The organism is Gammaproteobacteria bacterium, from assembly GCA_030949385.1.
Classification (GTDB): Bacteria; Pseudomonadota; Gammaproteobacteria; order JAUZRS01; family JAUZRS01; genus JAUZRS01.
Genome location: JAUZSP010000003.1, coordinates 137,180 through 156,382, shown reverse-complemented (window position 1 = coordinate 156,382; position 19,203 = coordinate 137,180). Strand labels below are relative to the sequence as shown.

Annotated in this window: 22 protein-coding genes and 1 pseudogene; 9 read left to right on the top strand and 14 right to left on the bottom strand. The window is 49.2% G+C overall.

Annotated features, from left to right (window positions below; all coding sequences use genetic code 11):
• Window position 1: 1 nt before the first annotated feature.
• A complete protein-coding gene (locus tag Q9O24_04430) occupies window positions 2-1,282 on the bottom strand; it encodes an Npt1/Npt2 family nucleotide transporter (GenBank protein ID MDQ7074397.1) in 1,281 nt (426 codons plus the stop codon).
• A 536-nt stretch (window positions 1,283-1,818) separates the two neighbouring features.
• On the opposite strand from Q9O24_04430, the gene Q9O24_04425 reads away from it, so the two are divergent.
• Window positions 1,819-2,538: a DUF1566 domain-containing protein gene (locus Q9O24_04425; GenBank protein MDQ7074396.1), complete on the top strand. Its 720-nt coding sequence runs from the start codon at window positions 1,819-1,821 to the stop codon at window positions 2,536-2,538.
• Between the two features lie 2 nt (window positions 2,539-2,540).
• On the opposite strand, the gene Q9O24_04420 is transcribed toward Q9O24_04425, so the two are convergent.
• The 7 genes from Q9O24_04420 to Q9O24_04390 form a co-directional block, all read right to left on the bottom strand.
• Window positions 2,541-4,838, bottom strand: a complete 2,298-nt coding sequence (locus Q9O24_04420; GenBank protein MDQ7074395.1) for an ATP-binding protein — start codon at window positions 4,836-4,838, stop codon at window positions 2,541-2,543.
• The gene (locus tag Q9O24_04415; protein MDQ7074394.1) at window positions 4,838-5,803 is read right to left on the bottom strand and encodes a hypothetical protein; all 966 of its coding nucleotides are present in this window, start codon (window positions 5,801-5,803) and stop codon (window positions 4,838-4,840) included. The genes Q9O24_04420 and Q9O24_04415 overlap by 1 nt, the downstream gene beginning before the upstream one ends.
• The gene (locus Q9O24_04410) at window positions 5,793-6,758 is read right to left on the bottom strand and encodes an ABC transporter substrate binding protein (protein ID MDQ7074393.1); all 966 of its coding nucleotides are present in this window, start codon (window positions 6,756-6,758) and stop codon (window positions 5,793-5,795) included. Before Q9O24_04410 ends, Q9O24_04415 begins: the two co-directional genes overlap by 11 nt.
• 11 nt (window positions 6,759-6,769) lie before the next feature.
• Window positions 6,770-7,141, bottom strand: a complete 372-nt coding sequence (locus Q9O24_04405; GenBank protein ID MDQ7074392.1) for a hypothetical protein — start codon at window positions 7,139-7,141, stop codon at window positions 6,770-6,772.
• Window positions 7,142-7,283: 142 nt separating this feature from the next.
• Window positions 7,284-8,534, bottom strand: coding sequence for an ammonium transporter (locus Q9O24_04400; protein MDQ7074391.1), 1,251 nt, complete (start codon window positions 8,532-8,534; stop codon window positions 7,284-7,286).
• Between the two features lie 10 nt (window positions 8,535-8,544).
• Window positions 8,545-8,883, bottom strand: coding sequence for a P-II family nitrogen regulator (locus Q9O24_04395; protein ID MDQ7074390.1), 339 nt, complete (start codon window positions 8,881-8,883; stop codon window positions 8,545-8,547).
• 57 nt (window positions 8,884-8,940) lie between these two features.
• A complete protein-coding gene (locus tag Q9O24_04390; protein MDQ7074389.1) occupies window positions 8,941-9,516 on the bottom strand; it encodes a TorF family putative porin in 576 nt (191 codons plus the stop codon).
• A gap of 290 nt (window positions 9,517-9,806) precedes the next feature.
• On the opposite strand from Q9O24_04390, the gene Q9O24_04385 reads away from it, so the two are divergent.
• The 6 genes from Q9O24_04385 to Q9O24_04360 all read left to right on the top strand — a co-directional run bounded on the left by Q9O24_04385 (window position 9,807) and on the right by Q9O24_04360 (window position 14,065).
• Window positions 9,807-10,067 (top strand): accessory factor UbiK family protein, encoded by a 261-nt coding sequence (locus Q9O24_04385; GenBank protein MDQ7074388.1) that lies wholly within the window; start codon window positions 9,807-9,809, stop codon window positions 10,065-10,067.
• A gap of 98 nt (window positions 10,068-10,165) precedes the next feature.
• Window positions 10,166-11,101, top strand: coding sequence for an ATP-binding cassette domain-containing protein (locus Q9O24_04380; protein MDQ7074387.1), 936 nt, complete (start codon window positions 10,166-10,168; stop codon window positions 11,099-11,101).
• Window positions 11,098-11,844: an ABC transporter permease subunit gene (locus tag Q9O24_04375; GenBank protein MDQ7074386.1), complete on the top strand. Its 747-nt coding sequence runs from the start codon at window positions 11,098-11,100 to the stop codon at window positions 11,842-11,844. Before Q9O24_04380 ends, Q9O24_04375 begins: the two co-directional genes overlap by 4 nt.
• On the top strand, window positions 11,845-12,654 hold the full coding sequence (locus tag Q9O24_04370) for a GldG family protein (GenBank protein MDQ7074385.1): 810 nt from the start codon (window positions 11,845-11,847) through the stop codon (window positions 12,652-12,654).
• On the top strand, window positions 12,599-13,216 hold the full coding sequence (locus Q9O24_04365) for a hypothetical protein (protein MDQ7074384.1): 618 nt from the start codon (window positions 12,599-12,601) through the stop codon (window positions 13,214-13,216). The genes Q9O24_04370 and Q9O24_04365 overlap by 56 nt, the downstream gene beginning before the upstream one ends.
• A gap of 3 nt (window positions 13,217-13,219) precedes the next feature.
• Window positions 13,220-14,065 carry a hypothetical protein gene (locus Q9O24_04360; GenBank protein MDQ7074383.1) on the top strand — a complete coding sequence of 282 codons (846 nt, stop codon included), beginning with the start codon at window positions 13,220-13,222 and terminating at the stop codon, window positions 14,063-14,065.
• A 28-nt stretch (window positions 14,066-14,093) separates the two neighbouring features.
• Here the strand turns inward: Q9O24_04360 and Q9O24_04355 are convergent, their stop codons facing one another.
• The 4 genes and pseudogenes from Q9O24_04355 to Q9O24_04340 form a co-directional block, all read right to left on the bottom strand.
• Entirely contained in the window at window positions 14,094-15,281 is a 1,188-nt protein-coding gene (locus Q9O24_04355; GenBank protein MDQ7074382.1) for a DNA cytosine methyltransferase, read from the bottom strand.
• On the bottom strand, window positions 15,262-15,873 hold the full coding sequence (locus Q9O24_04350) for an Eco29kI family restriction endonuclease (GenBank protein ID MDQ7074381.1): 612 nt from the start codon (window positions 15,871-15,873) through the stop codon (window positions 15,262-15,264). The genes Q9O24_04355 and Q9O24_04350 overlap by 20 nt, the downstream gene beginning before the upstream one ends.
• 213 nt (window positions 15,874-16,086) lie before the next feature.
• Window positions 16,087-16,470, bottom strand: a pseudogene (locus Q9O24_04345) (type II toxin-antitoxin system VapC family toxin).
• A complete protein-coding gene (locus Q9O24_04340) occupies window positions 16,467-16,673 on the bottom strand; it encodes an AbrB/MazE/SpoVT family DNA-binding domain-containing protein (GenBank protein MDQ7074380.1) in 207 nt (68 codons plus the stop codon). The pseudogene Q9O24_04345 and the gene Q9O24_04340 overlap by 4 nt, the downstream one beginning before the upstream one ends.
• Before the next feature lie 162 nt (window positions 16,674-16,835).
• Here Q9O24_04340 and mutM point away from each other — a divergent pair, with 162 nt between their 5' ends.
• On the top strand, window positions 16,836-17,648 hold the full coding sequence (gene mutM, locus Q9O24_04335; GenBank protein MDQ7074379.1) for a bifunctional DNA-formamidopyrimidine glycosylase/DNA-(apurinic or apyrimidinic site) lyase: 813 nt from the start codon (window positions 16,836-16,838) through the stop codon (window positions 17,646-17,648).
• A 6-nt stretch (window positions 17,649-17,654) separates the two neighbouring features.
• Window positions 17,655-18,260 (top strand): DUF3833 family protein, encoded by a 606-nt coding sequence (locus tag Q9O24_04330; protein MDQ7074378.1) that lies wholly within the window; start codon window positions 17,655-17,657, stop codon window positions 18,258-18,260.
• Here Q9O24_04330 and Q9O24_04325 read toward each other — a convergent pair.
• Window positions 18,257-18,652: a hypothetical protein gene (locus Q9O24_04325; protein ID MDQ7074377.1), complete on the bottom strand. Its 396-nt coding sequence runs from the start codon at window positions 18,650-18,652 to the stop codon at window positions 18,257-18,259. The two genes, Q9O24_04330 and Q9O24_04325, sit on opposite strands and share 4 nt — an antisense overlap.
• A 61-nt stretch (window positions 18,653-18,713) precedes the next feature.
• Window positions 18,714-19,196, bottom strand: coding sequence for a 2-amino-4-hydroxy-6-hydroxymethyldihydropteridine diphosphokinase (gene folK, locus Q9O24_04320; protein MDQ7074376.1), 483 nt, complete (start codon window positions 19,194-19,196; stop codon window positions 18,714-18,716).
• Window positions 19,197-19,203 lie beyond the last annotated feature (7 nt).

The window sequence follows — 19,203 nt, the reverse complement described above, 5'->3', positions numbered from 1 at the left end:
ATTATAATTCAGACGCTGCTCGCCAGCGATAGCCGATGTGCAGCAGTGCGGCTCCCACCAGCCAAGCAAGGCAGATGCTGAGGGTTAACCAGCTTAACTCGGGCACGGAGAGGCTTAAAAAGCCCCAATCGGTCAGCGCTAAAATCAGCACTGACCCCAAAACTTTAAATACTCGATACCCCAGCATGTCGATCCAGGCCTTGGCCTGATAGATCAAGACGGGGCTGAGAGGCACATAAAGCAGCTCTTTCGAGGTGCGCGAGATGGAGTAGGCCAGAGCGCGATCACTGAGTTTCATCGCCGCACCGAACATCAAGCCACCGTTGGACATAAACAGTGCCGAGGTGGTGAACAGCATCAGTGGTTGGGCAAGCAGGCCCGCTACGACCCCCAGGTAGTGATAAATCAGTGGGCTGATAACCAAATTGATCAGCAGTGAAATGGCGCTGAGAATAAAGAAGAAGTTGGCTATGAAGACGGTGCGTGGATCTCGTTCCTGGAAGGCATCTTGCACGCTGTTCATAAACTGGTAATCGACGATGGTGGCAGCCAGTTGCCCCAACAGCGCGACGATGGCAATCAAGGTGAGGTAGCGGCTGTTGGTCAAGACGCGCCAGCTGCCTTGCGGCTTCTGTTTGTCGTGAGAGCTGTCTTGTTCACCGTAGAGGCCTAAACGACGCATGGCGATGGTGAGCAACACCAGCAGCGAGATGATGCCCGCAGCGACCAGTAATAGGTCTGGGGTTTCCAGTGGTGTGTGGCTGATGGTGAGACTGGCGATGCCGCTGCCGACCATGCCCCCTGCAACGCCTCCTGCCCCTACGATGCCATACCAGCGTTTGCCCTCTTTGCTGGTGTAGAGGCTGTTGGCCAAACTCCAAAATTGTTCGACTAAAACGACGCTGAAAATATCGGCAAAGATGTGCAGGCTGGCAGCCAAAATGGCATCGGGTTCCGACATCATGATACGGAACAGCAGCAAAATGACGATAAACAGAGTGCAGGAGCCGATTACGATGTGAAAACGACTGTAGTTTTTAACCACCAAGTGATAGACGCTGAGTATCAGAGTGAGAATCACCGCCGTAGCGATCCAGACGTAGGGTAGTTTTTCTGCGCCCAAGTATTCGATGAACAGCGAGCGACTGGCTGGCTTGAGTTGGTAATAGGCGGTGATGATTAAAAAGAAGTTAATCGAGAGAAAAACAGCGCGTATGAATAGGTTGTTGGCCCATTGCCGAGAACCGTGTTTACTTGCACTCTCTGAAGATGTTGCTGTCATAGTTCCGCATTCCATTTTTATAGTCGTCTACTGTCTTAAGAACGGTGTTGACTGAGCTGCTCTGATCGCTCTTCCGTGAAGCGCTTAATGCCAATAACCGTAATATCTGTCTATTCAGGTGGGAGAATAGCGCTTTAAGTATCACAATTTTCTGACAGTATAGAGCAATTTTAGCCACTTTATTCCCTCTAACTTTACCTTATATACGCTCAAAAACAGGGGTGATGTTGCTCAATAGCAGCCGCGATTAGATTGATTGGCTCAGTGTATGTTCCTTTGGAATGCTTTGCTTTAGGGAATCATGCCAGTGGTGTCTGTTTGTTGGCCATTCGTCAGTTGGGATGGATTTAGGCCGAGGTAGAGATAATAATTTTTTCTGCCCGTTGATAAAAAAATAGGTGGTTAAAGTGTATGTTTGAGCTATGTTCAACGGCTGTGAGGCCGTCTTTTTTAGCTCTAATATGAAAGGCGGACAGGCTATTAGAAATTTTTGGCGGGTTTATCAATCCGTATTGTCTGCTAAAGGAAAGCAAGGAATGGAGCATCAGGAGGCTGCTATGTGTGGTGTGATTGGCAAAGGAGTGGTGTTGGTAGTGGGCTTACTGATGTTGCCTGCCTGTGGTAATAAGGATGATGCAGGTAAGGATCTGGATCAGAATCAGAATAAGACGGTCTTGATTGATTCAGAGGGTCTGGCGGGCAGCCGCTATTATCGTAAGTTGGATCCGCAAGGTGACATCTTGCCGGTAGAGTCTGCGTCTTGGAGCTGTGTCTTGGATCAGCGCAGTGGTTTGATTTGGGAAACCAAGAGTACCGAGGTGGGTTTGCAGCACAAAGACAACACCTACAGTTGGTTTGATCCTGACGTGGCGGGTAAAGAACGTGAGCAAGGACGTAAAAATGGCGGTGAGTGCAGTCAGAGCGAGTGCGACACTTTGGCGTATCAAAACAGTTTGAATGGCTCCAAAATCTGCGGGCGAGTTAATTGGCGTGTGCCAAGCCGAGCGGAATTAAAGTCGCTGGTTGAAAAAGACAAGGCTCAGTCTAAGCCGATGGTGAACGGGTTCTTTTTTGTCAATACGCTGCCCGAAGGGTACTGGAGCAAAAACAGTTATCAGGATTATAAGGTTTATGCTTGGGGGGTTCTGTTCAGTAACGGTCGTGAGGGTTACGGTTACAAGTCCAGTTCTCTGCATCTGCGTCTGGTCAGTGATTCTGATGATATTTTGGCGCAAAAGCCCAGTGAAACCCCGTGAGCCTATTGTGGTTTTTTTTGCTCCGCTTGGTAACAGTAATAAATGCTAACCATATCCAGCAGCTTTTTAGCGCTGACCGGTTTGCTGATGTAACCGTCCATGCCCGCTGCTAAGCAGCGTTCTTCATCGCCCTGCATGGCGTTGGCGGTCATGGCTAAAATGGGGATGTGCTGATCATGTTCCGCTGCTCGAATGCTTTGGGTGGCTTCCAGACCATCGATAATCGGCATCTGCATGTCCATTAAGATCAGATCAAAGTCGCCCTTTTTCCAAAGTTGAATGGCCTGTTGGCCATTTTCGGCTATGGTGACTTTATGCCCCTGTTTGCACAGGATACGAGTGGCTACTTTTTGATTAATGTCCGTATCTTCAGCCAATAAAATATTTAATTTAAGGTCGTTAGGTACTTGAATTTCTTGAGTGTTGTACTCTTTGATTGGCAGTTGATCGACGGTTTCAAAGTTCAGTTCGAAGTGGAACTCTGAACCTTGTCCCAATTGGCTCTTTAGCCAAATTTTACCCTGCATCAACTTGAGTAATTTACGACAGATGCTCAGACCGAGACCGGTGCCGCCATAACGTCGAGTGGTGGAGCCATCGGCTTGTGAAAAAGAGCCGAAGATAAGGTGTTGTTGTGCTGCGCTAATGCCGATGCCACTGTCGTGGATGCAAAAATGCAGGCGCACGGTTGTGTTGTTTGAGTGCTGATCATCTGTTGTTGAGGCTAATTCGATACTGAGATGAACTTCACCTTGGGCGGTAAATTTTAGCGCGTTGTTGATTAAGTTAATGATGATTTGCCGTAAACGAGTGGGGTCACCACGCAGAGTGTCGGGTACCTGCTCGCCAATGTGCATTGTGAGCTGTAACGTTTTCTTTTGGCTGAGAGGGATAAACGGTTTTAGGGTCTCTGTCATGCTGTATCGCAGGGCAAAAACACTGTGATCCAGTTTCATTTTACCGGCTTCAATTTTGGACAGATCCAGAATGTTGTTTAACAGTGAGAGCAGCGATTGAGCCGATGATTTGACGGTGTCGAGATACTCTTTTTGTTGATTGTTGAGCGGGGTGTCGAGTGCCAAATCGGTCATACCTAAGATGCCGTTCATAGGGGTGCGGATTTCATGGCTCATATTAGCGAGAAACTCGCTTTTTAAACGGTTGGCTTTTTCAGCTCCCTCTTTGGCCTGTTGTAATTCTTGTTGAGTGCGTTGAGCCTGTTGATAGAGCAGTGTCAGTTTGTGGGTCTGTTGATTGACTTGTTGTTTGATCTCTTGATTGCGCCGCTTTAATTCGAGATGATTTTTTAAGCTGAAAGCAACCAAAGTGTGTAGCAGTAGGCAGCCGAGTAGACCACTGATAAGAGCGATCCAGAAGGGCCAACTGTTAATGTCGCGCCAGATAAGCCGTTTGTTCAACAGCAGAGTGATGTTGTATTGAGAGCTGGGCAGATGGGTTCTAAGAGCGAGAGTGGTCTGGATAAAATGAGTGTTGCGTGGGATGGAAAAGGGGATGGAGAGCAGGCGTATTTCATCGCTACTGCTGCTGTTATTGTGAATGGAAAGTTGTAAGGCGATGTTTTTTGCTAATGAGTGACTGAATAGATGTTGCGGATCAAAGCTGGCTGCGATCAGACCATTGATGCGTGTTTGACGGCTGCTCTGATCTGGCGGAGTATCACGTCCCCGATAAATGGCTTTTAAAACCAGAGGGTAGTGTTTGCCATCCAACTGTTTTATCGCGGGGGTAAATACGGTTTGATTGCTTTTTATTGCGTTGTCAATGCTGTTGTTTAAGTTGATTAGGCTGAGCAGATCTTTACCCAATAGACGTGAGTTTCTGACCGTATAAGGTTCAATGTACAGCAGGGGAAAATAGTGTGAAGGTGAGGTGTTTATGGGCGTTGAGGTGAGATAATTTTTAATCATAAAATCAAAGTAGCCAAAATCGTGTTGTTGTTTGGATTCGAAGGCGTATTTTTCACTTTGAATGACTTTAGGTAAATAACTAAAGGTGCGAATGAATTTTTTCTGGGTAATATTTTTAACAAACAGACGAAAGTCATCGGCGTAGACATAATCGGTGGTATTGAACAGGGTGACGGTGTTGGCAACGGCGTTGCTGAGCGTATCGAGGCTGGCGGCAATTTCATTGGCAATCAGTTGTGATTGACGTTGCAGCTGTAGGGTTTCTTGTTGTTTGATGTAGTGCCATGCTTGGTTCATTAAGATGGCCGTAATGAGGGTGCCGAGTAACCAGGCAATTTGAAGCGGCAGTGGAAATTTTTCTGAGAGTCTCATCAGTGAGTTACTTTAATCGCCTTATGCAAGGTCTCTTGGCGTAGATTGATTTTGGCCTTTTTAAGTAAGACTGGATTAAGGTAAATATTCCATTTTCGATTCGGGGATATGGGGATTTCACTGGGTTTGATGCCGCTGATGATCTCCAAAGCCACGGTGGCTGCCCATTCGCCTTGTTCTTGGGGGATTTTTACAAAGGCCAGCATACTGTAAGGCGACATCCAGAGGTTGTTGGTGATGCTGAGTTTTGTGCTTTGTTGTTGGGCAAATTCCATTGCCTGTTTTTTGTCCCAATCATTGATGCCACCGTTATTACCGATAAAAACAAAATCATACTGCTGTGCGTTTAAAAAGCCCTTTTTCCAACTGCTTAGAGTTTGGGAAAAATGGCCATCCAGTTGAATTTTTTTGGCCGCAAAAAATGTCTTGTAGTGTTGATACTCTTTGCGTTCTGTTTTTACATCGGAGCTGAGATAAAGCGCTTTTTTTGGTCGGCCTAAAATGTAATTCACCTCTTTGAGTAGAGGTGCTATAGGAGAAAACTCCACCATGCCGGTGGCGTTTTTATAGGGGTAGCCGTACTCCTTCACGCTCCAATTGAGGCCACAAAACACCACCGGTGTTTTGACATTGCGGTAGTAAGGGCGAATCAAATAACGTGAGGCGTTATCATCGGAGGCAATAATGACGTCTGGTTTGTAAGCACGAATTTGCGCGTGCGCTTTGCGGGCTTGTTGGCGACCAAACTCTGCTGAGGGGTGGCGTTTGGTGTCCATGTAAAATATTTTCAGCTCACATTTTCCTGCTAAGGTGTCACGAATGCCCATTTCAATGCCGTCGTTCCACTCATAACCGGGCGCGTAAGAAGAGACCCAAAAACAGCGGGCGGCTTGGCTGCTGTTACTCCAGGCGCTGAGGCCGAGCAGTAAAATGATTAAAAGACGCTGTGAAGGTTTAGTCGGCATGGGTTTCCGGTGTAATGTTGATGGCGTTGCGCTGGGTGCGCGGACTGAGTTGGTAATCATTTTTCGCCAACAGTTGTGGGTTGGCGTAAATTTTCCAGCGTCGATTGGGAGAGATGGGGATCTGCTGTGGATCAGCCCCGTTTAAAATTTCAATGGCCACTGTGGCAGCCCATTCCCCCTGTTCTTCGGCAATTTTATTGAAGGTTACCATCGCAAAGGGTGCCATCCAGTTGTGGAAGGCCAGACTGAATTTTGTGCTCTGCTGTTGCACGAAGCTGAGCACGCTGTCTCGCTGCCAGTCGTTAATGCCACCGTTGCTGCCGATAATAATAAAATCGTAATTCTGGGCGTCTTTAAAGCCTCTTTTCCACTCTTGCATCGTTTCAGCAAAGCGGCCCTTTAATTGGATGCCAGCGAGAGAAAACAGACGGGCAAACTGCTTGAAATCTTTGCGAGAGGATTTGACATCTGAGGTTAGATAGAGCGCTTTTTTCGGGTTTTGTAACACCTTTTTGGCTTCGTTGATCAGCGGCTGTACCGGTGCCACTTCGATCATGCCGGTGGCGTTTTTATAAGGGTAGCCATACTCCTTAACACTCCAGTTAATGCCACAAAAAACCACCGGAATGGAGCCGTCTTTGAGATAGGGTTTGACCAAGTATTTGGAGGCGTTGTCGTCAGAGGCGATGATCAGATCGGGTTTTGTTTGTTGGATGTAGGCCAGTGCTTTTTTTGCTTGGGCTTGAGCAAATTCGCTGGAGCGATTGCGTTTGGTGTCCAGATGAAACTCCAGCAGGTCGCATTGACCCGCTAGGCCGCTGTGGAGAGCACGCCCGATGCCGTCATTCCACTCGTAATTTGGTGCGTAGGATGAAACCCACAAACAGGTGGCGGCTTGACCGCTTGCGGGTATGAGCAGAGCGAAGAACAGGCTGATCAAACGGGATTTTTTCATATAAGTTGCTCTTAACGTTGGGGTATCCGTTCTTTATTCGGCATGGGGAAAGGAAACGCTTGTAACGGTGCTTGGCTGAATGGGTTGGTGATTTTTAAGTTTGGCATTGGGCTGTGTAAGGGCAGAGTGATTTTTTGGCTAAAGGGGCGGCGGCGGCACATGTCGCGGCGCAGTCTCAGTATCGTTAGGCTGTTGTTGCTGGAGTCGATCAGCAGCTCGAAATCTTTGCTTTGGGTGCAACCGTTGCTGCTGACGGTAAAGCTGATGTTGTTTGTATTGTGTTGTACATTGTGCAAAGTGGCTATTTTTACTTCAGCCTGAGCGTTGTTTTGCAGCAGGACAAGGCAGGCGGCTGTGCTGAGAAGAGCATGAGGCTTGTTCATTTTATGTTCCGTAACAGAGGAGTAGTATGGCTTACTTTAGAGTGGATGAGTGCTTTTTTGCAAGCATAAAAAAGGGCAGGATAAACCTGCCCTTAATATACTGACTGTTTTCACAGCAGCTTGGATCTTAACGCTGACTCATTTAAGAGCCTTTGGTGAACTCAGGATAGGCTTCTAGGCCACACTCAGAGAGATCAACACCGTTGTGTTCTTCTTCTTCGCTGACCCGAATACCCATCACCATTTTGAGCAGCATCCAGACGATGAAGCTGGCGATAAAGACCCACGCGAAGATGGCACCAATGCCCAGCAGTTGGGCACTGAGGTTGGCATCGCTGTTGGTCATAGGCACTGCTAGCAAGCCCCAAATACCGACTACGCCATGCACCGAGATGGCACCGACAGGATCGTCCAGCTTGAGTTTGTCCAAGCTGATAATGGAGAAGACTACGATAATGCCACCCACCGCACCGATCAGGGTGGCGGTCAGCGGAGCAGGGGTTAGAGGTTCAGCGGTGATCGCCACCAGACCGGCCAGAGCGCCGTTGAGTGCCATGGTCAGATCTGCTTTGCCAAACAGCAGTTGCGCGGTCAGCAGAGCGGCAACCACACCACCGGCAGCGGCCATATTGGTGTTGACGAAAATCAGCGCCACGGCGTTGGCGTTGTCAACGGTAGAGAGTTGCAGTTGAGAACCGCCATTGAAACCGAACCAGCCCAACCAAAGGATAAAGGTGCCTAAGGTGGCCATAGGTAAGTTGGCACCAGGAATGGCGTTGATGGAACCGTCTTTGCCGTATTTGCCTTTACGCGCACCAAGCAAGATAACGCCTGCCAGAGCAGCGGCGGCACCGGCCATGTGAACCACACCAGAACCGGCAAAATCTTGGAAGCCCGCTTCTTGCAAGAAACCACCGCCCCATTTCCAGTAGCCTTCAACAGGATAAATAAAGCCGGTGAAAACCACGGCGAACAGCAGGAAGGCCCACAGTTTCATCCGCTCAGCAACGGCACCGGAGACAATCGACATGGCGGTGGCGACAAACACCACTTGGAAGAAGAAATCGGACATTTTGGAATAATAAGGGGCATCATCGCCACCGGCAGTAACCTGAGCAGCGGTGTTTTCTGCGCCGATCAGAGAGCCGAAGCTGGGGAAAATGCCGCCTTCGGTGCCGCCGCCGTACATGATTTGGTAACCGACCAGCAGGTACATGATGCACGAAATGGCAAACAGAGAGATGTTTTTGGTCAAAATTTCAGCGGTATTTTTGGAACGAACCAGACCCGCTTCCAGCATAGCAAAACCCGCCGCCATCCACATCACGAGAGCGCCGGACATTAAAAAATAGAATGTATCTAGGGCGTAACTTAACTCTTTAACAGCTTCCACAATCGCTCTCCTATAGGGCTTCAGGACCTGATTCACCGGTACGAATGCGCACAACCCGTTCAAGGGGTTGGACGAAGATTTTGCCATCACCGATTTTGCCGGAGTTGGCCGCAGCACGGATGGCTTCGATCACTTGATCCACTTGAGATGCTTCTACGGCAGCTTCAATGCGGACTTTGGGTAAAAAATCCACCACGTATTCAGCGCCACGGTAGAGTTCGGTGTGGCCTTTTTGACGACCAAACCCTTTGACTTCCGTAACGGTTACGCCTTTCACACCAATCTCTGAGAGTGCTTCACGCACATCATCGAGTTTGAAAGGCTTGATAATCGCAGTAACTAATTTCATCAGTGTGTATCCTCTTCGGTGCTAAAAAAAGAGGGAGTATACTCTCCCTCTTATCCATTATTTCACTTCAAAGTCGATGCCGTAGCTGACATACAGACGTGGGTTTTCGCCGTCCATATCGTTTTTGCTCAGACCTAAGGTCAGGCTGTCGGCAGGGCTGTAGCTCAGATCAAAGTGAGTGTAATCACCTGTTCCTCCATCAAAAGCCGCGCTGCCAAAGGTGGCGCTGATACCGGCAAATTCACCGCTGAGGGTAAAATAAGTGGTTTTGTTTTCAGAGTCGTTGGCCACAGAGGCAGAGACGGGGCCAAAACCGACACTGGCATACAGTTCATTAAAGTTGGCCGCATCATTTTGTGGGTAAGCATAGGCAATAGCACCTACGTCGATACTAACGCCACTAAACTCAGTACTGTAACCGGCATAGAGGTCGGTTTCAGCACTGCCAGTGCCGCCTTCGCTGGATTGCCATAAACCGGCGTAGATACCGCTGTCATGGCTGAAATCAAGACCACCGTAAATGGCGGGGCCTTCGTTACTGAGGCTGACACCGCGCCAAATGTAGTTGGAGGTGGCACCAAAGTTGGCGCTCACTTCAGCGGCAGCGGGGGTGGCGATGGCGGACAAAACCAAGGCAGAAAGGATCAGGGGGTGTGTAACAGTTTCATACGTACTCTCACTATTTTTGTAGGGGTTAAAAGACAGCGCGAGTATATAAGCATTTATTGTGCCTATGTTTATTATTCAATATAAACAATGGCTTAACTGTGTTTTTTTTAGGTGAGTCGGTTGTTACGCACTGTGTTGACTCGATTTATTGCTCTTTTGCACCGTTGCAACGCACTGTTTTGGCGCAAAACAGATCAGAGGAATTAAGAGGATTGGGGTAAACTTCCCGTCATTGATTAAAGAGGAGATAAATTGTGATTGACCCACGTATTTTGGACCAGCTTGGCTCAAAACTGAGTGATCTGCTGCCCAGCGGAGCCGGTGTTTTAAAAGAAGATGTGGAGCGAAATATGCGCGCCAATGTGCAGGCGGTGTTTGCGCGCATGGATTTGGTCAGCGGTGAGGAGTTTGCAGTGCAAAGTGCCTTGCTTGAGCGCACCCGCTTGAAACTGGATAATTTGGAGCAGCGCGTTACAGAACTGGAGCAGGCGTTGTTGCAGCAAAACAAAGCGTAGGTTTGGCACAGCCTCATTGAACGGAAAGCCTCCCGAAGGTTGGGAGGCTGTTTTATGTCTGTCCCTACAAGGGAGATTTTTAAAAGAATGGAACACGAATGACAGAAAAACCCTTGATTCAGGTGCGGGATCTGAGTCGTTATTACCACGGTTTATGTGCGGTGGATCAGATCAGTTTTGAGCTGTATCGCGGTGAAGTGTTGGGGTTTTTAGGCCCTAATGGCGCGGGAAAATCCACCGTGATGCGCATGTTGTGTGGCAACTTAGCGCCTTCGGCTGGTTCGATTCAGATTCATGACCTTGATTTGTTGGCTGAGCCAAAACAGGCCAAACGGCATCTGGGCTTTTTGCCGCAAACGCCGCCCCTTTATTTGGATATGAGCGTGGATGAATTTTTGCGCTTTTGTGCCAAATTGCATGGTGTCTCTGCCGCGCGTCTAGAGGATGCGCTCTATGAGGTCAAACAGCGCTGTGGTCTGGCTGAGGTGAGTCGGCGTTTGATTGGCCAGCTTTCCAAAGGCTATCAACAGCGGGTGGGCATTGCTCAGGCGGTGATTCACAAACCGGCGGTGATTGTTTTGGATGAGCCGACGGTGGGGCTTGATCCGATTCAAATTCGGGACATTCGCCAATTGATTAAGGAGTTGGGGCGTGAGCATGGGGTTATTCTTTCCACTCATATTTTGCCCGAGGTGCAGGCCACCTGTAGCCGTGTGCAGATCATTCATCGCGGCCAGTTGGTCTTTAACGAACAAATGCAGCGTTTGACCGATGATTTTCCCACCACCCATTTAAATGTGCGTTTGGGGGCAATGGCGGATCTGGAGCTGATTTATTCAATGGAAGGGGTTGAAGGGGTGCAGCCGCAGCCGGACGGTGGGCTGATCATTGAGATTGATCCCGACCACAACCCTGCCAGTCGTTTGGCCAGTTTGGCGGTGCAGAAGGGTTGGGGGTTGTTTGAACTCTCCCCACAACGGCAATCTTTGGAGCAGGTGTTTGTGGCCTTGACCTGTCAGGAGCAGAGCGCATGATCTTTACCGTGGCGCAGCGTGAGTTAAAAGCGTTGTTTCTTTCGCCGTTGGCGTGGGTGGTATTGGCGCTGGTGCAGTTTATTGTTGCCTATCTTTTTTTGATTCATCTGGATCAATATCTGCTCATTCAGCCGCAATTGGCCACGTTGGATAATCCGCCTGGGGTGAGTGAATATCTGATTGCCCGTCTGTTTTTGCCTGCGTCGAGTATCTATTTGATGGTGATGCCGCTGTTGACCATGCGCCTGATCTCCGAGGAGTTACAGAGTGGCAGTTTTGCTCTGTTGCTGAGCGCGCCGATTTCCATGACAGAGATCGTTTTGGGCAAATACGTGGCCTTGATGTCTCTGTTGAGTTTGATGCTGTTGTTGACGGCGTTGATGCCGTTGTCGTTGTTAATGGCGGTGCCCGTGGATCTGGCTGCTTTGGCGCTGGCGGTGTTGGGGTGTTGGTTGCTGTTGGCGGCCTTTGCGGCCATCGGTCTCTATTTCTCCAGCTTAACCGCACAGCCGTTGTTGGCCGCAGTGGGTGCCTTTGCGTTGCTGTTGTTTCTCTGGTTGATTAACGCCACGGGTCAGAGTGAGGGGGCGGAGCTGTTGGATTATTTGGCGCTGTCGGCGCATTTGAGGGGCTTTTTGAGCGGCGTGTTGCAGAGTGTGGATCTGATCTATTACCTGTTGCTGGTGGTGGCCTTTCTTGGCTTGGCCATTCGTCGTCTGGATAATATGAGGTTGAACGATTAAATGAAAGCCGTTCTGAAGCCGCGCTCTCGACGTTGGCAAAATGTTATTTTTTATCTGTTGTTTGCCCTTTTGTTGGGGGTGTTGGCGTGGTTGAGTACCGTGTACTCGTGGCAGTGGGATCTGAGCCGGGATGGCCGCAACAGTTTGAGTCAGACCAGTGTGGAGCTGTTGCAGACCTTGAGTGAACCGGTGCAGGTGACGGTCTATCTTGGCCCCGATGAGGTGACGCGCAAAGCGATTCAAGATCTGATCAGCCGTTATCAGCGTTTGAAAGCGGACATCAGTTTGACCTTTATCAATCCTGAAACCTCACCGGCGTTGGCGCGAGAGTTGGGTATCGCGCAGGGTGGTGAGCTGTTTATTGATTATCAGCAGCGTCAACAGCGTTTGCAGCGTCTGGATGAGCGCAGCTTTAGCAATGCGCTGTTGCGTTTGGCTCAGCCAGAGCAGAGTTGGCTGGTGTTTATTGAGGGGCATGGTGAGCGTGACCCACTGGGCAAAGCCAATTTTGATTATTTTGAGTTGGGTCGGCGGCTGCAAGCGCGGGGGTTTCAGCTGCAACGTCTTAATTTGATCACTCAGCCACAGATTCCCGATAACACAAATCTGCTGGTGTTGGCTTCGCCGCAGAGCGCCTATCTGCCTGGTGAGGTGGCGCTGTTGCAGAGCTATTTGCAACGGGGCGGCAATCTGCTTTGGTTGAGTGAACCCAACAGTGACGACGGTTTGCAGCGATTGGCCACGGAGCTGGATCTTGAACGTCTGCCGGGGGGTGATTGTGGATGCCAGTGGCTCGCTGTTTGGCATTGATTCACCGGATTTTGCTTTGGTGAGTGAGTACGGTGATCATGCCATCACCGCCCCTTTACAGACGGTGTCTCTGTTCCCGCAGGCGCAGGCGTTGCAGGCCAAGCAGCCGAGTGGCTGGCAAGTACAGACGCTGTTGCAGACCTTGCCCCGCAGTTGGACGGAGTTAAGCCCCATTGAGGGTGAGATCGGTTTTGATGAGGGCAGCGATGAACGTGCGGGGCCGCTCAGTTTGGGTTTGGTTTTGCAGCGCCCTTTGCCCAATCAGCGCGAGCAGCAGCGAGTGGTGGTGATCGGTGATGGTGATTTTCTCGCCAATCAATATCTGGGCAACGGTGGCAACTTGGAGCTGGGGTCGCGCCTCTTCAGTTGGTTGACGGAGAAGGATAATCTGTTGCAGATCTCCATGCCGAAAGCGGCAGACAGCCAGTTGCAGTTGAGTTCGTGGCAGATTGCTCTGATCGGCTTTGGTTTTTTTCTGCTGTTGCCAGCGGGGTTGTTGTTGACCGGGTTTATGATTGTCTGGCGACGACGGCGTGTTGTGAGTGAGGTCGCGGGTGATTAGGCGATGAAGATGGACAAACGCAGTTGGCTTAATCTGCTTATTTTTGTGGTGTTGTTGCAGTTGGGGGTGTTGATCTATCTGAGTCAGGTGATGGAGCAGCGGCCTGAGCCGCCTCTGATTGGGTTAGATCTTGAGCTTGAGTCGTTGGTGTTTCAACCGCTGGCTGGAGAGCGCATGGTTGTGCAACGCCAAGCGGGGCGCTGGTGGTTGCAAGAGCCGTTTCACGCACCTGCTGATCCGTTGCGGATTGAGGCGGCGTTGGCCATCAGGCAGGCAGAGGTGCGCTCGCAGTACCCCATCGAGGGCTTAAATTTAGTTGAATTTGGCTTGCAGCCGCCTCGGGCGGTGTTGCAGTTGGGTGAGGTGTCATTGGCTTTTGGCGATAAAAGCCCCAGTGGAAAACGTTATGTGAGGCTCGATCAGACGTTGTTTCTGTTGGATGATGTTTATTTGCCGTTGTGGGCAGGCGGTGGGCGAGAGTTGGTGCAGCGTCGTCCCTTTGAACCGATGGCGAGCTTGATCTCCATTGAAACCCCGTACATTCAGATCGAAAAAAAGGCGGGCTTGTGGTCTTTGAGCAGCACACAAGAGCCTGCTTTGGCGGCGGAGCAGTTGGCGGAGTCGTGGCGTTTTGCGCTGGCGGAGGCGGTGTTGCCTTTTAGCGCTGAGGTGACGGGGGCGCGGCTTATTTTACGCAGTGAAACTCAAAGTTGGCGTTATCGGGTGGTGAACGAAGAACCGTTGACGCTGGTGCCAGAGGGGGCGAATTATCAGCTGCGTTTCAGTGCGGCCTTGAGTGAGGAGTTGTTGTTTTTACCTCAGCGGGCTGAGGCTTTTTTGGATCAGTGAGGTGAGCCACGTTTTTTGTTTAAAACCGCTAAGCCTTGTTAGAGACGATTGCTGAGTAAACGCTATGAGCAACGACTTCAGCGAGTGACACAGGGACGGCATTGCCTATTTGCCGCATGCATTCACTCCAAACGCCTGAAATATGATAGTCGTCAGGAAAGGTTTGAATTCTTGCCGCTTCCCTTACGGTGAAATATCGAATTGAATCATCGTTAAATCGAATCATGTTTTCCCCTCCAGGAACGCCATGATCTCCAGCCTTAAGGGTCTTGGATGGCTCGTCTATGGGGCTGCCTGTATGCCCAGGATAAGATTTTGCCCCCTCTCTGAATTGATGGTTGTTGTAGCTGTTTTCTTTTTTTGGACAAGGTAAATCGTTGATAGCATCACGGACAGTAACCCACGGTTTTTCTGTTGGTTTAAATAAACCGTATTTTTTTTGTAACTTAGAAGATAGCTTCTCAATTGATGAGTTTTGTTTTGGTCGGTCATATTTTGAAACCTTTAAACGCTCCCAATAATCCCCAGTGACCCATTGTTGCCACAATAATGAATCCCGCGAATGGGTTGCTTTTGGAAAGCTCCACTTAATATTTAAGTCATTGCGAAAACCAACTATAAAGACACGCTCTCGTTTTTGAGGTACGCCATAGTCAGCGGCATTGAGCAATCGAAATAGAACAGTGTATTTTAGGCCTCGATAGTTTCCTTTTGTATGCGTTTCCTCAAGGTGGCATAAATGATCTTGCCAATCTTCATTATCACACTTGGTTATATTTGGGTAAGTCAGTTGCAGGATGATGTATTCAAAATAGGCACTAAATTTTTTTCTTAGCAGCCCCTTAACATTTTCAAAGATAAAAGAATCTGGCTGGGATTCCCTGACAGCCCGAACGGATTGTGGAAACATATCACGCGCATCATTGAATGCTTTATGCTTTCCGCCGAGGGAAAAGGGTTGGCAGGGAGGGCCGCCTGCAACAACTGATATTTTATTTTTGAATTTTTTAAACGATACGTTGTTCACGTCATCATGCTTTATGTTCCAATTTTTTATCTGGGCTTGACCTGAATCATGATTTTTAATTAAGGTTTCAACTGCATTTTTATCAAGCTCTACAAGCAGTTCATGATGAAAGCCACTTTTTGACATGCCAAGTGCTAAGCCACCCGCCCCTGAGAAAAGCTCTACTGAATTAAGTTGATTTGTTGACATGATATGCGCCTATTTTTACTTCTATTTCATTGCTGTCTGGAGGTGTCCCTTTTAAACGCTCAGCCCAAGCACGACCGGGGTGCAATGCATCCCATTCTGATTTTGCTTGTTCATAACGGCCTTTGCCGGGATCATGATTGCCGAAACCGTCAATATGTGAATTCCATAATGGGTTATGTCGTCTTGTCATCGCAGCCTCTACTGTACCAATCAAATCAGCTTCTTGAGATTTGAGTACAACGAATTTGCAGGCAAAATGAGCCAGCTCAAGATTATGTGCGGAATTTATGCTTCTTGAATGCTCGCGCAGTCGTCTAAACAGGGCAGGGGTCTGTTCTTTATCTGTATTTCGCCCTTGTCTCCATCCTGGTAAAACGGCTTTACCAACGTATATTGGGAGGTCTTTATTTTGGCTATAAATTTTCTGATATAAAGGGCAATCACCGTTGTAATAGAGTGCATACACGCCACCACCAGAAAATGTATCATCTGGAGGTAGTGATTCCATTGGTGTGTTGAGCATAAAAGCGACAGCGTCATCAATAAATTTAATGAAAGATTTAGAGTGAAAAATATGTTCTTCTAATTTCAATTCAGATCCTCAGTACAAATTTTGTTTCGTTCGCTTTACTATTTTCAATAGCGTGTAATAACTTAACTGGCGGGCTTGTTTAACACGCGGTTTAGATTGTGGATTTATGTTGCGTGTGAATCACGATCTAATTTTATTCGTTAGCTGGATGAGCAAGAATCAAGAGTAATAGAAAAACAAGCCCCATACAAGCCAAAATCCCAGCACCAACGGTCATGCCTGCTTCTGTTTAACAAAATAATTCACCCCCTCAAGTCCCTCAAAATCACGATCTTGTGTCCAGATCAGAGCATCACATTTTTTTGCGGTTGCGTAGATGATGCTGTCCGCCAAGGGGAGTTTGTATTCGAGACCGTAGTGCGCTGCATTGATGGCCAATGAGCCATTCAGTGGCACCACGCTTCCTTACTCCATGTGAGCGACACATTCCAAAGCCAAATCTTCCCCGCGCTGTCGAAAAACACACTTAAACACTTCGGTAATCGTTATGCTCGGCACAATCAAGGTGTCGATATTTTCTATTGGCTGCGAGAACACCTCCGCGTTGGCATCACCGGAAAAATACGACAACCAAGCTGAAGAATCGACGACATTCACAGGCCGTCAGCCTCTCTGCCAACCTCGGTATCAATCCCCTTGAGAAACCCTTTCAGTTGTTTCATTGGCCTGATCGGAATCAGCTCAATGCGATTCCGATAGGTCAACATTTGGATCTTTTGCCCAGAGACAATGCCCATTGACTCCCTGACCTCTTTTGGAATAACCACTTGATACTTCGGAGAAACGGTGACAGATAACATGAGTAGACCCCATCGATTGTGATTTGGTATTACACTGGACTTATCGATAAACAGTGTCAAACAGAATCGCTGCCACTCACCAAAACGCACCGCCCTTCGGTTGCTGCGCCTTACTTGTTACACTGCCGTCCACCTTTTTTTGATGACCCCATCGAGTCTGTTATGCCGGAACTGCCTGAAGTAGAAACCACCTGTCGAGGCATTCGCCCTCATTTGCTGGGTAAAAAAATCAAATCTGTGCAGGTGTTTCAGCCCCAGTTGCGTTGGCTGGTGCCGCCAGAGTTGCAGCAGATTGAGGGGCAGTTTGTCCGCTCTGTGGAGCGACGGGGTAAATACATTTTGATCCAGAGCAAAACAGGCTGTGCCATTGTGCATCTGGGCATGTCGGGCAGTTTACGGCTGGTAAAACAGAGTTTGCCACTGGAAAAGCACGATCATGTGCAGTTCTCCTTGGCTAACGGTCAGGCGTTGCGGCTGCGTGATCCGCGCCGCTTTGGTTCGGTGCTTTGGAGCAGTGAACCCCTTGAGCAGCACTGGCTGTTGCAAAAGCTGGGGCCGGAACCCTTGAGTGATGAATTTAATCTGGATTACCTGCTGCAACGAGCCAAAGGGCGGCGGGTGGCGGTGAAAAATTTTATTATGAACTCGCAGGTGGTGGTGGGGGTGGGAAACATCTACGCCAGCGAGGCACTGTTTCTCAGCGGTATTTTACCCACCACGGCAGCGGGCAAAATCTCCAAAGCCCGTTTCGAGCGGCTGCTGCGGGTGATTAAAGCGGTGTTGGCGGCGGCCATTGAACAGGGCGGCACGACGCTGAAAGATTTTGTTCAAGCCGATGGCAAGCCCGGCTATTTTCAGCAAAAGTTGCACGTTTATGGGCGCAAAAATGAAGCCTGTCTGGTTTGTGAAAAGCCGATTGAACAGGTTGTTTTGGGTCAGCGTTCGACCTTTTTTTGTTCCACCTGTCAGCGGTAATTCTCCATGTTGAATGATATGAAAATAAGTTTGGTTGCACTGCTGCTGTTATTGCTGGGCTGTCAGGCGCAAAACATAGAGGATTACGCCCTGCAAAGACCGCTGTTTGATCCACAGGCCTTTTACAGTGGTCACTTGAGCGGTTGGGGCATTTACACCGACCGCAGCGGTGTGGTGCGCCAACGCTTTCGCATTGAGATGGAAGCCGCGTGGCAACAGGATCTGGGTAAACTTCAACAGACGTGGCGTTACAGCACGGGCAAGGTGGCGCAGCGTATTGTGACCTTGAAGAAATTGGATGAACACCGTTATCGCATTGCGGCCTCTGATGCACAGAGTCAAGGCGAGGGGCGGGTAGCGGGCAACAGCGCCTATTGGAATTACCGCTTCTCTTTTGATGATGGCAGTGAGGTAGCGGTACGTCAGGTGGAGCAGTGGAGTTACGCCATTGATGCCAACAGCGTAATGCAGAAAATCAGCCTGAAAAAGTACGGCTTGCCGATGGGGGAGCTGACGATCTTTGTGCAGCGCACCCTCACTTTAGATGATGCGGTGGAGCAGGTGCGCGACACGGTGGAGCAGATGCGGAATTATTTGTTTGGTCAGCCTTAAGGCTGTTTATTATCCGCGTGATTTTTTTCTAGCAACCAGCGGACGGATAAAATAACAATCAGGGCGGCGGCTAAAAACGCCAGCCGGTAGAGGTCGCTGTTGTCGGCCTCAGGGTCACTGAGCTGCTGTTTGTTGCTAAAAAAGAGCAGATAAAGCCCGAACAGGCTGGCGGACATGGCCACCAGTGGCCACTGATCACGGCAGAAGATAAAGGTGCTCATAATGCCGATCAGACTGGAGAGGACAAACACAATCGTGGCGGGGATGCCGACAATCATAACAATGGTTTGCAACAGGGGGCTGGGTGCTGCGAGCAACTGCAACAGGGCAATGGCGATAAAATAGAGGGAAATATAACTAAAACAGAGGTGGGCGCGCTGCTGAGGTTGCATGGATGAGCTCCGTTATAAGGGACTGAACACGGAAGTGTAAGCTGTTTTGCTTACGACTGGATTAGAGCGTGATGGGTTGTAATTGTGTTTTATCGCCTTGAAAGTCATTCCAGAGCTGCTGGTAGGTTTGCCTTAGATGAGGGTGTTTTTGATCGGGAATGCAGTCGGATAGTGGTTTAAGTACAAAGGCGTACTGCTCTATTTCTGCGCTGGGGAGCTGTAATTTTTCTGTTTCGAGGTGCAGCTCACCGTAGAGCAGGATGTCCAGATCTAAGGGACGTGAGGAAAATTTAATCCCGTTGCGTTGCCGTCCGTGATCGGTTTCGATTTGGCGCAACTGATCGTAGAGATCCCATAATGGCAGCGCGCTGCTAAAACCAACGACCAAGTTATAAAAGGGCGCGCCTTCAAAACCGACCGCAGGGCTTTGGTACGTTTGTGATTGGATGAGGCTGCCAAACTGCTGTTTTAGAGTCTGTAGCGAGGAGCGGATGTTTTGGGCAGCTTGAATGTTGCTGCCGATACTGACAAAAACCTGAGGCATTGGCGCG

Bases quoted from the DNA above. Each gene is read 5' to 3' on its own strand.
- Q9O24_04430 (MDQ7074397.1), bottom strand. From the start codon at position 1,282: ATGACAGCAACATCTTCAGAGAGTGCAAGTAAACACGGTTCTCGGCAA.
- Q9O24_04425 (MDQ7074396.1), top strand. From the start codon at position 1,819: ATGGAGCATCAGGAGGCTGCTATGTGTGGTGTGATTGGCAAAGGAGTG.
- Q9O24_04420 (MDQ7074395.1), bottom strand. From the start codon at position 4,838: ATGAGACTCTCAGAAAAATTTCCACTGCCGCTTCAAATTGCCTGGTTA.
- Q9O24_04415 (MDQ7074394.1), bottom strand. From the start codon at position 5,803: ATGCCGACTAAACCTTCACAGCGTCTTTTAATCATTTTACTGCTCGGC.
- Q9O24_04410 (MDQ7074393.1), bottom strand. From the start codon at position 6,758: ATGAAAAAATCCCGTTTGATCAGCCTGTTCTTCGCTCTGCTCATACCC.
- Q9O24_04405 (MDQ7074392.1), bottom strand. From the start codon at position 7,141: ATGAACAAGCCTCATGCTCTTCTCAGCACAGCCGCCTGCCTTGTCCTG.
- Q9O24_04395 (MDQ7074390.1), bottom strand. From the start codon at position 8,883: ATGAAATTAGTTACTGCGATTATCAAGCCTTTCAAACTCGATGATGTG.
- Q9O24_04380 (MDQ7074387.1), top strand. From the start codon at position 10,166: ATGACAGAAAAACCCTTGATTCAGGTGCGGGATCTGAGTCGTTATTAC.
- Q9O24_04375 (MDQ7074386.1), top strand. From the start codon at position 11,098: ATGATCTTTACCGTGGCGCAGCGTGAGTTAAAAGCGTTGTTTCTTTCG.
- Q9O24_04370 (MDQ7074385.1), top strand. From the start codon at position 11,845: ATGAAAGCCGTTCTGAAGCCGCGCTCTCGACGTTGGCAAAATGTTATT.
- Q9O24_04360 (MDQ7074383.1), top strand. From the start codon at position 13,220: ATGAAGATGGACAAACGCAGTTGGCTTAATCTGCTTATTTTTGTGGTG.
- Q9O24_04355 (MDQ7074382.1), bottom strand. From the start codon at position 15,281: ATGTCAACAAATCAACTTAATTCAGTAGAGCTTTTCTCAGGGGCGGGT.
- Q9O24_04340 (MDQ7074380.1), bottom strand. From the start codon at position 16,673: ATGTTATCTGTCACCGTTTCTCCGAAGTATCAAGTGGTTATTCCAAAA.
- mutM (MDQ7074379.1), top strand. From the start codon at position 16,836: ATGCCGGAACTGCCTGAAGTAGAAACCACCTGTCGAGGCATTCGCCCT.
- Q9O24_04330 (MDQ7074378.1), top strand. From the start codon at position 17,655: ATGTTGAATGATATGAAAATAAGTTTGGTTGCACTGCTGCTGTTATTG.
- Q9O24_04325 (MDQ7074377.1), bottom strand. From the start codon at position 18,652: ATGCAACCTCAGCAGCGCGCCCACCTCTGTTTTAGTTATATTTCCCTC.
- folK (MDQ7074376.1), bottom strand. From the start codon at position 19,196: ATGCCTCAGGTTTTTGTCAGTATCGGCAGCAACATTCAAGCTGCCCAA.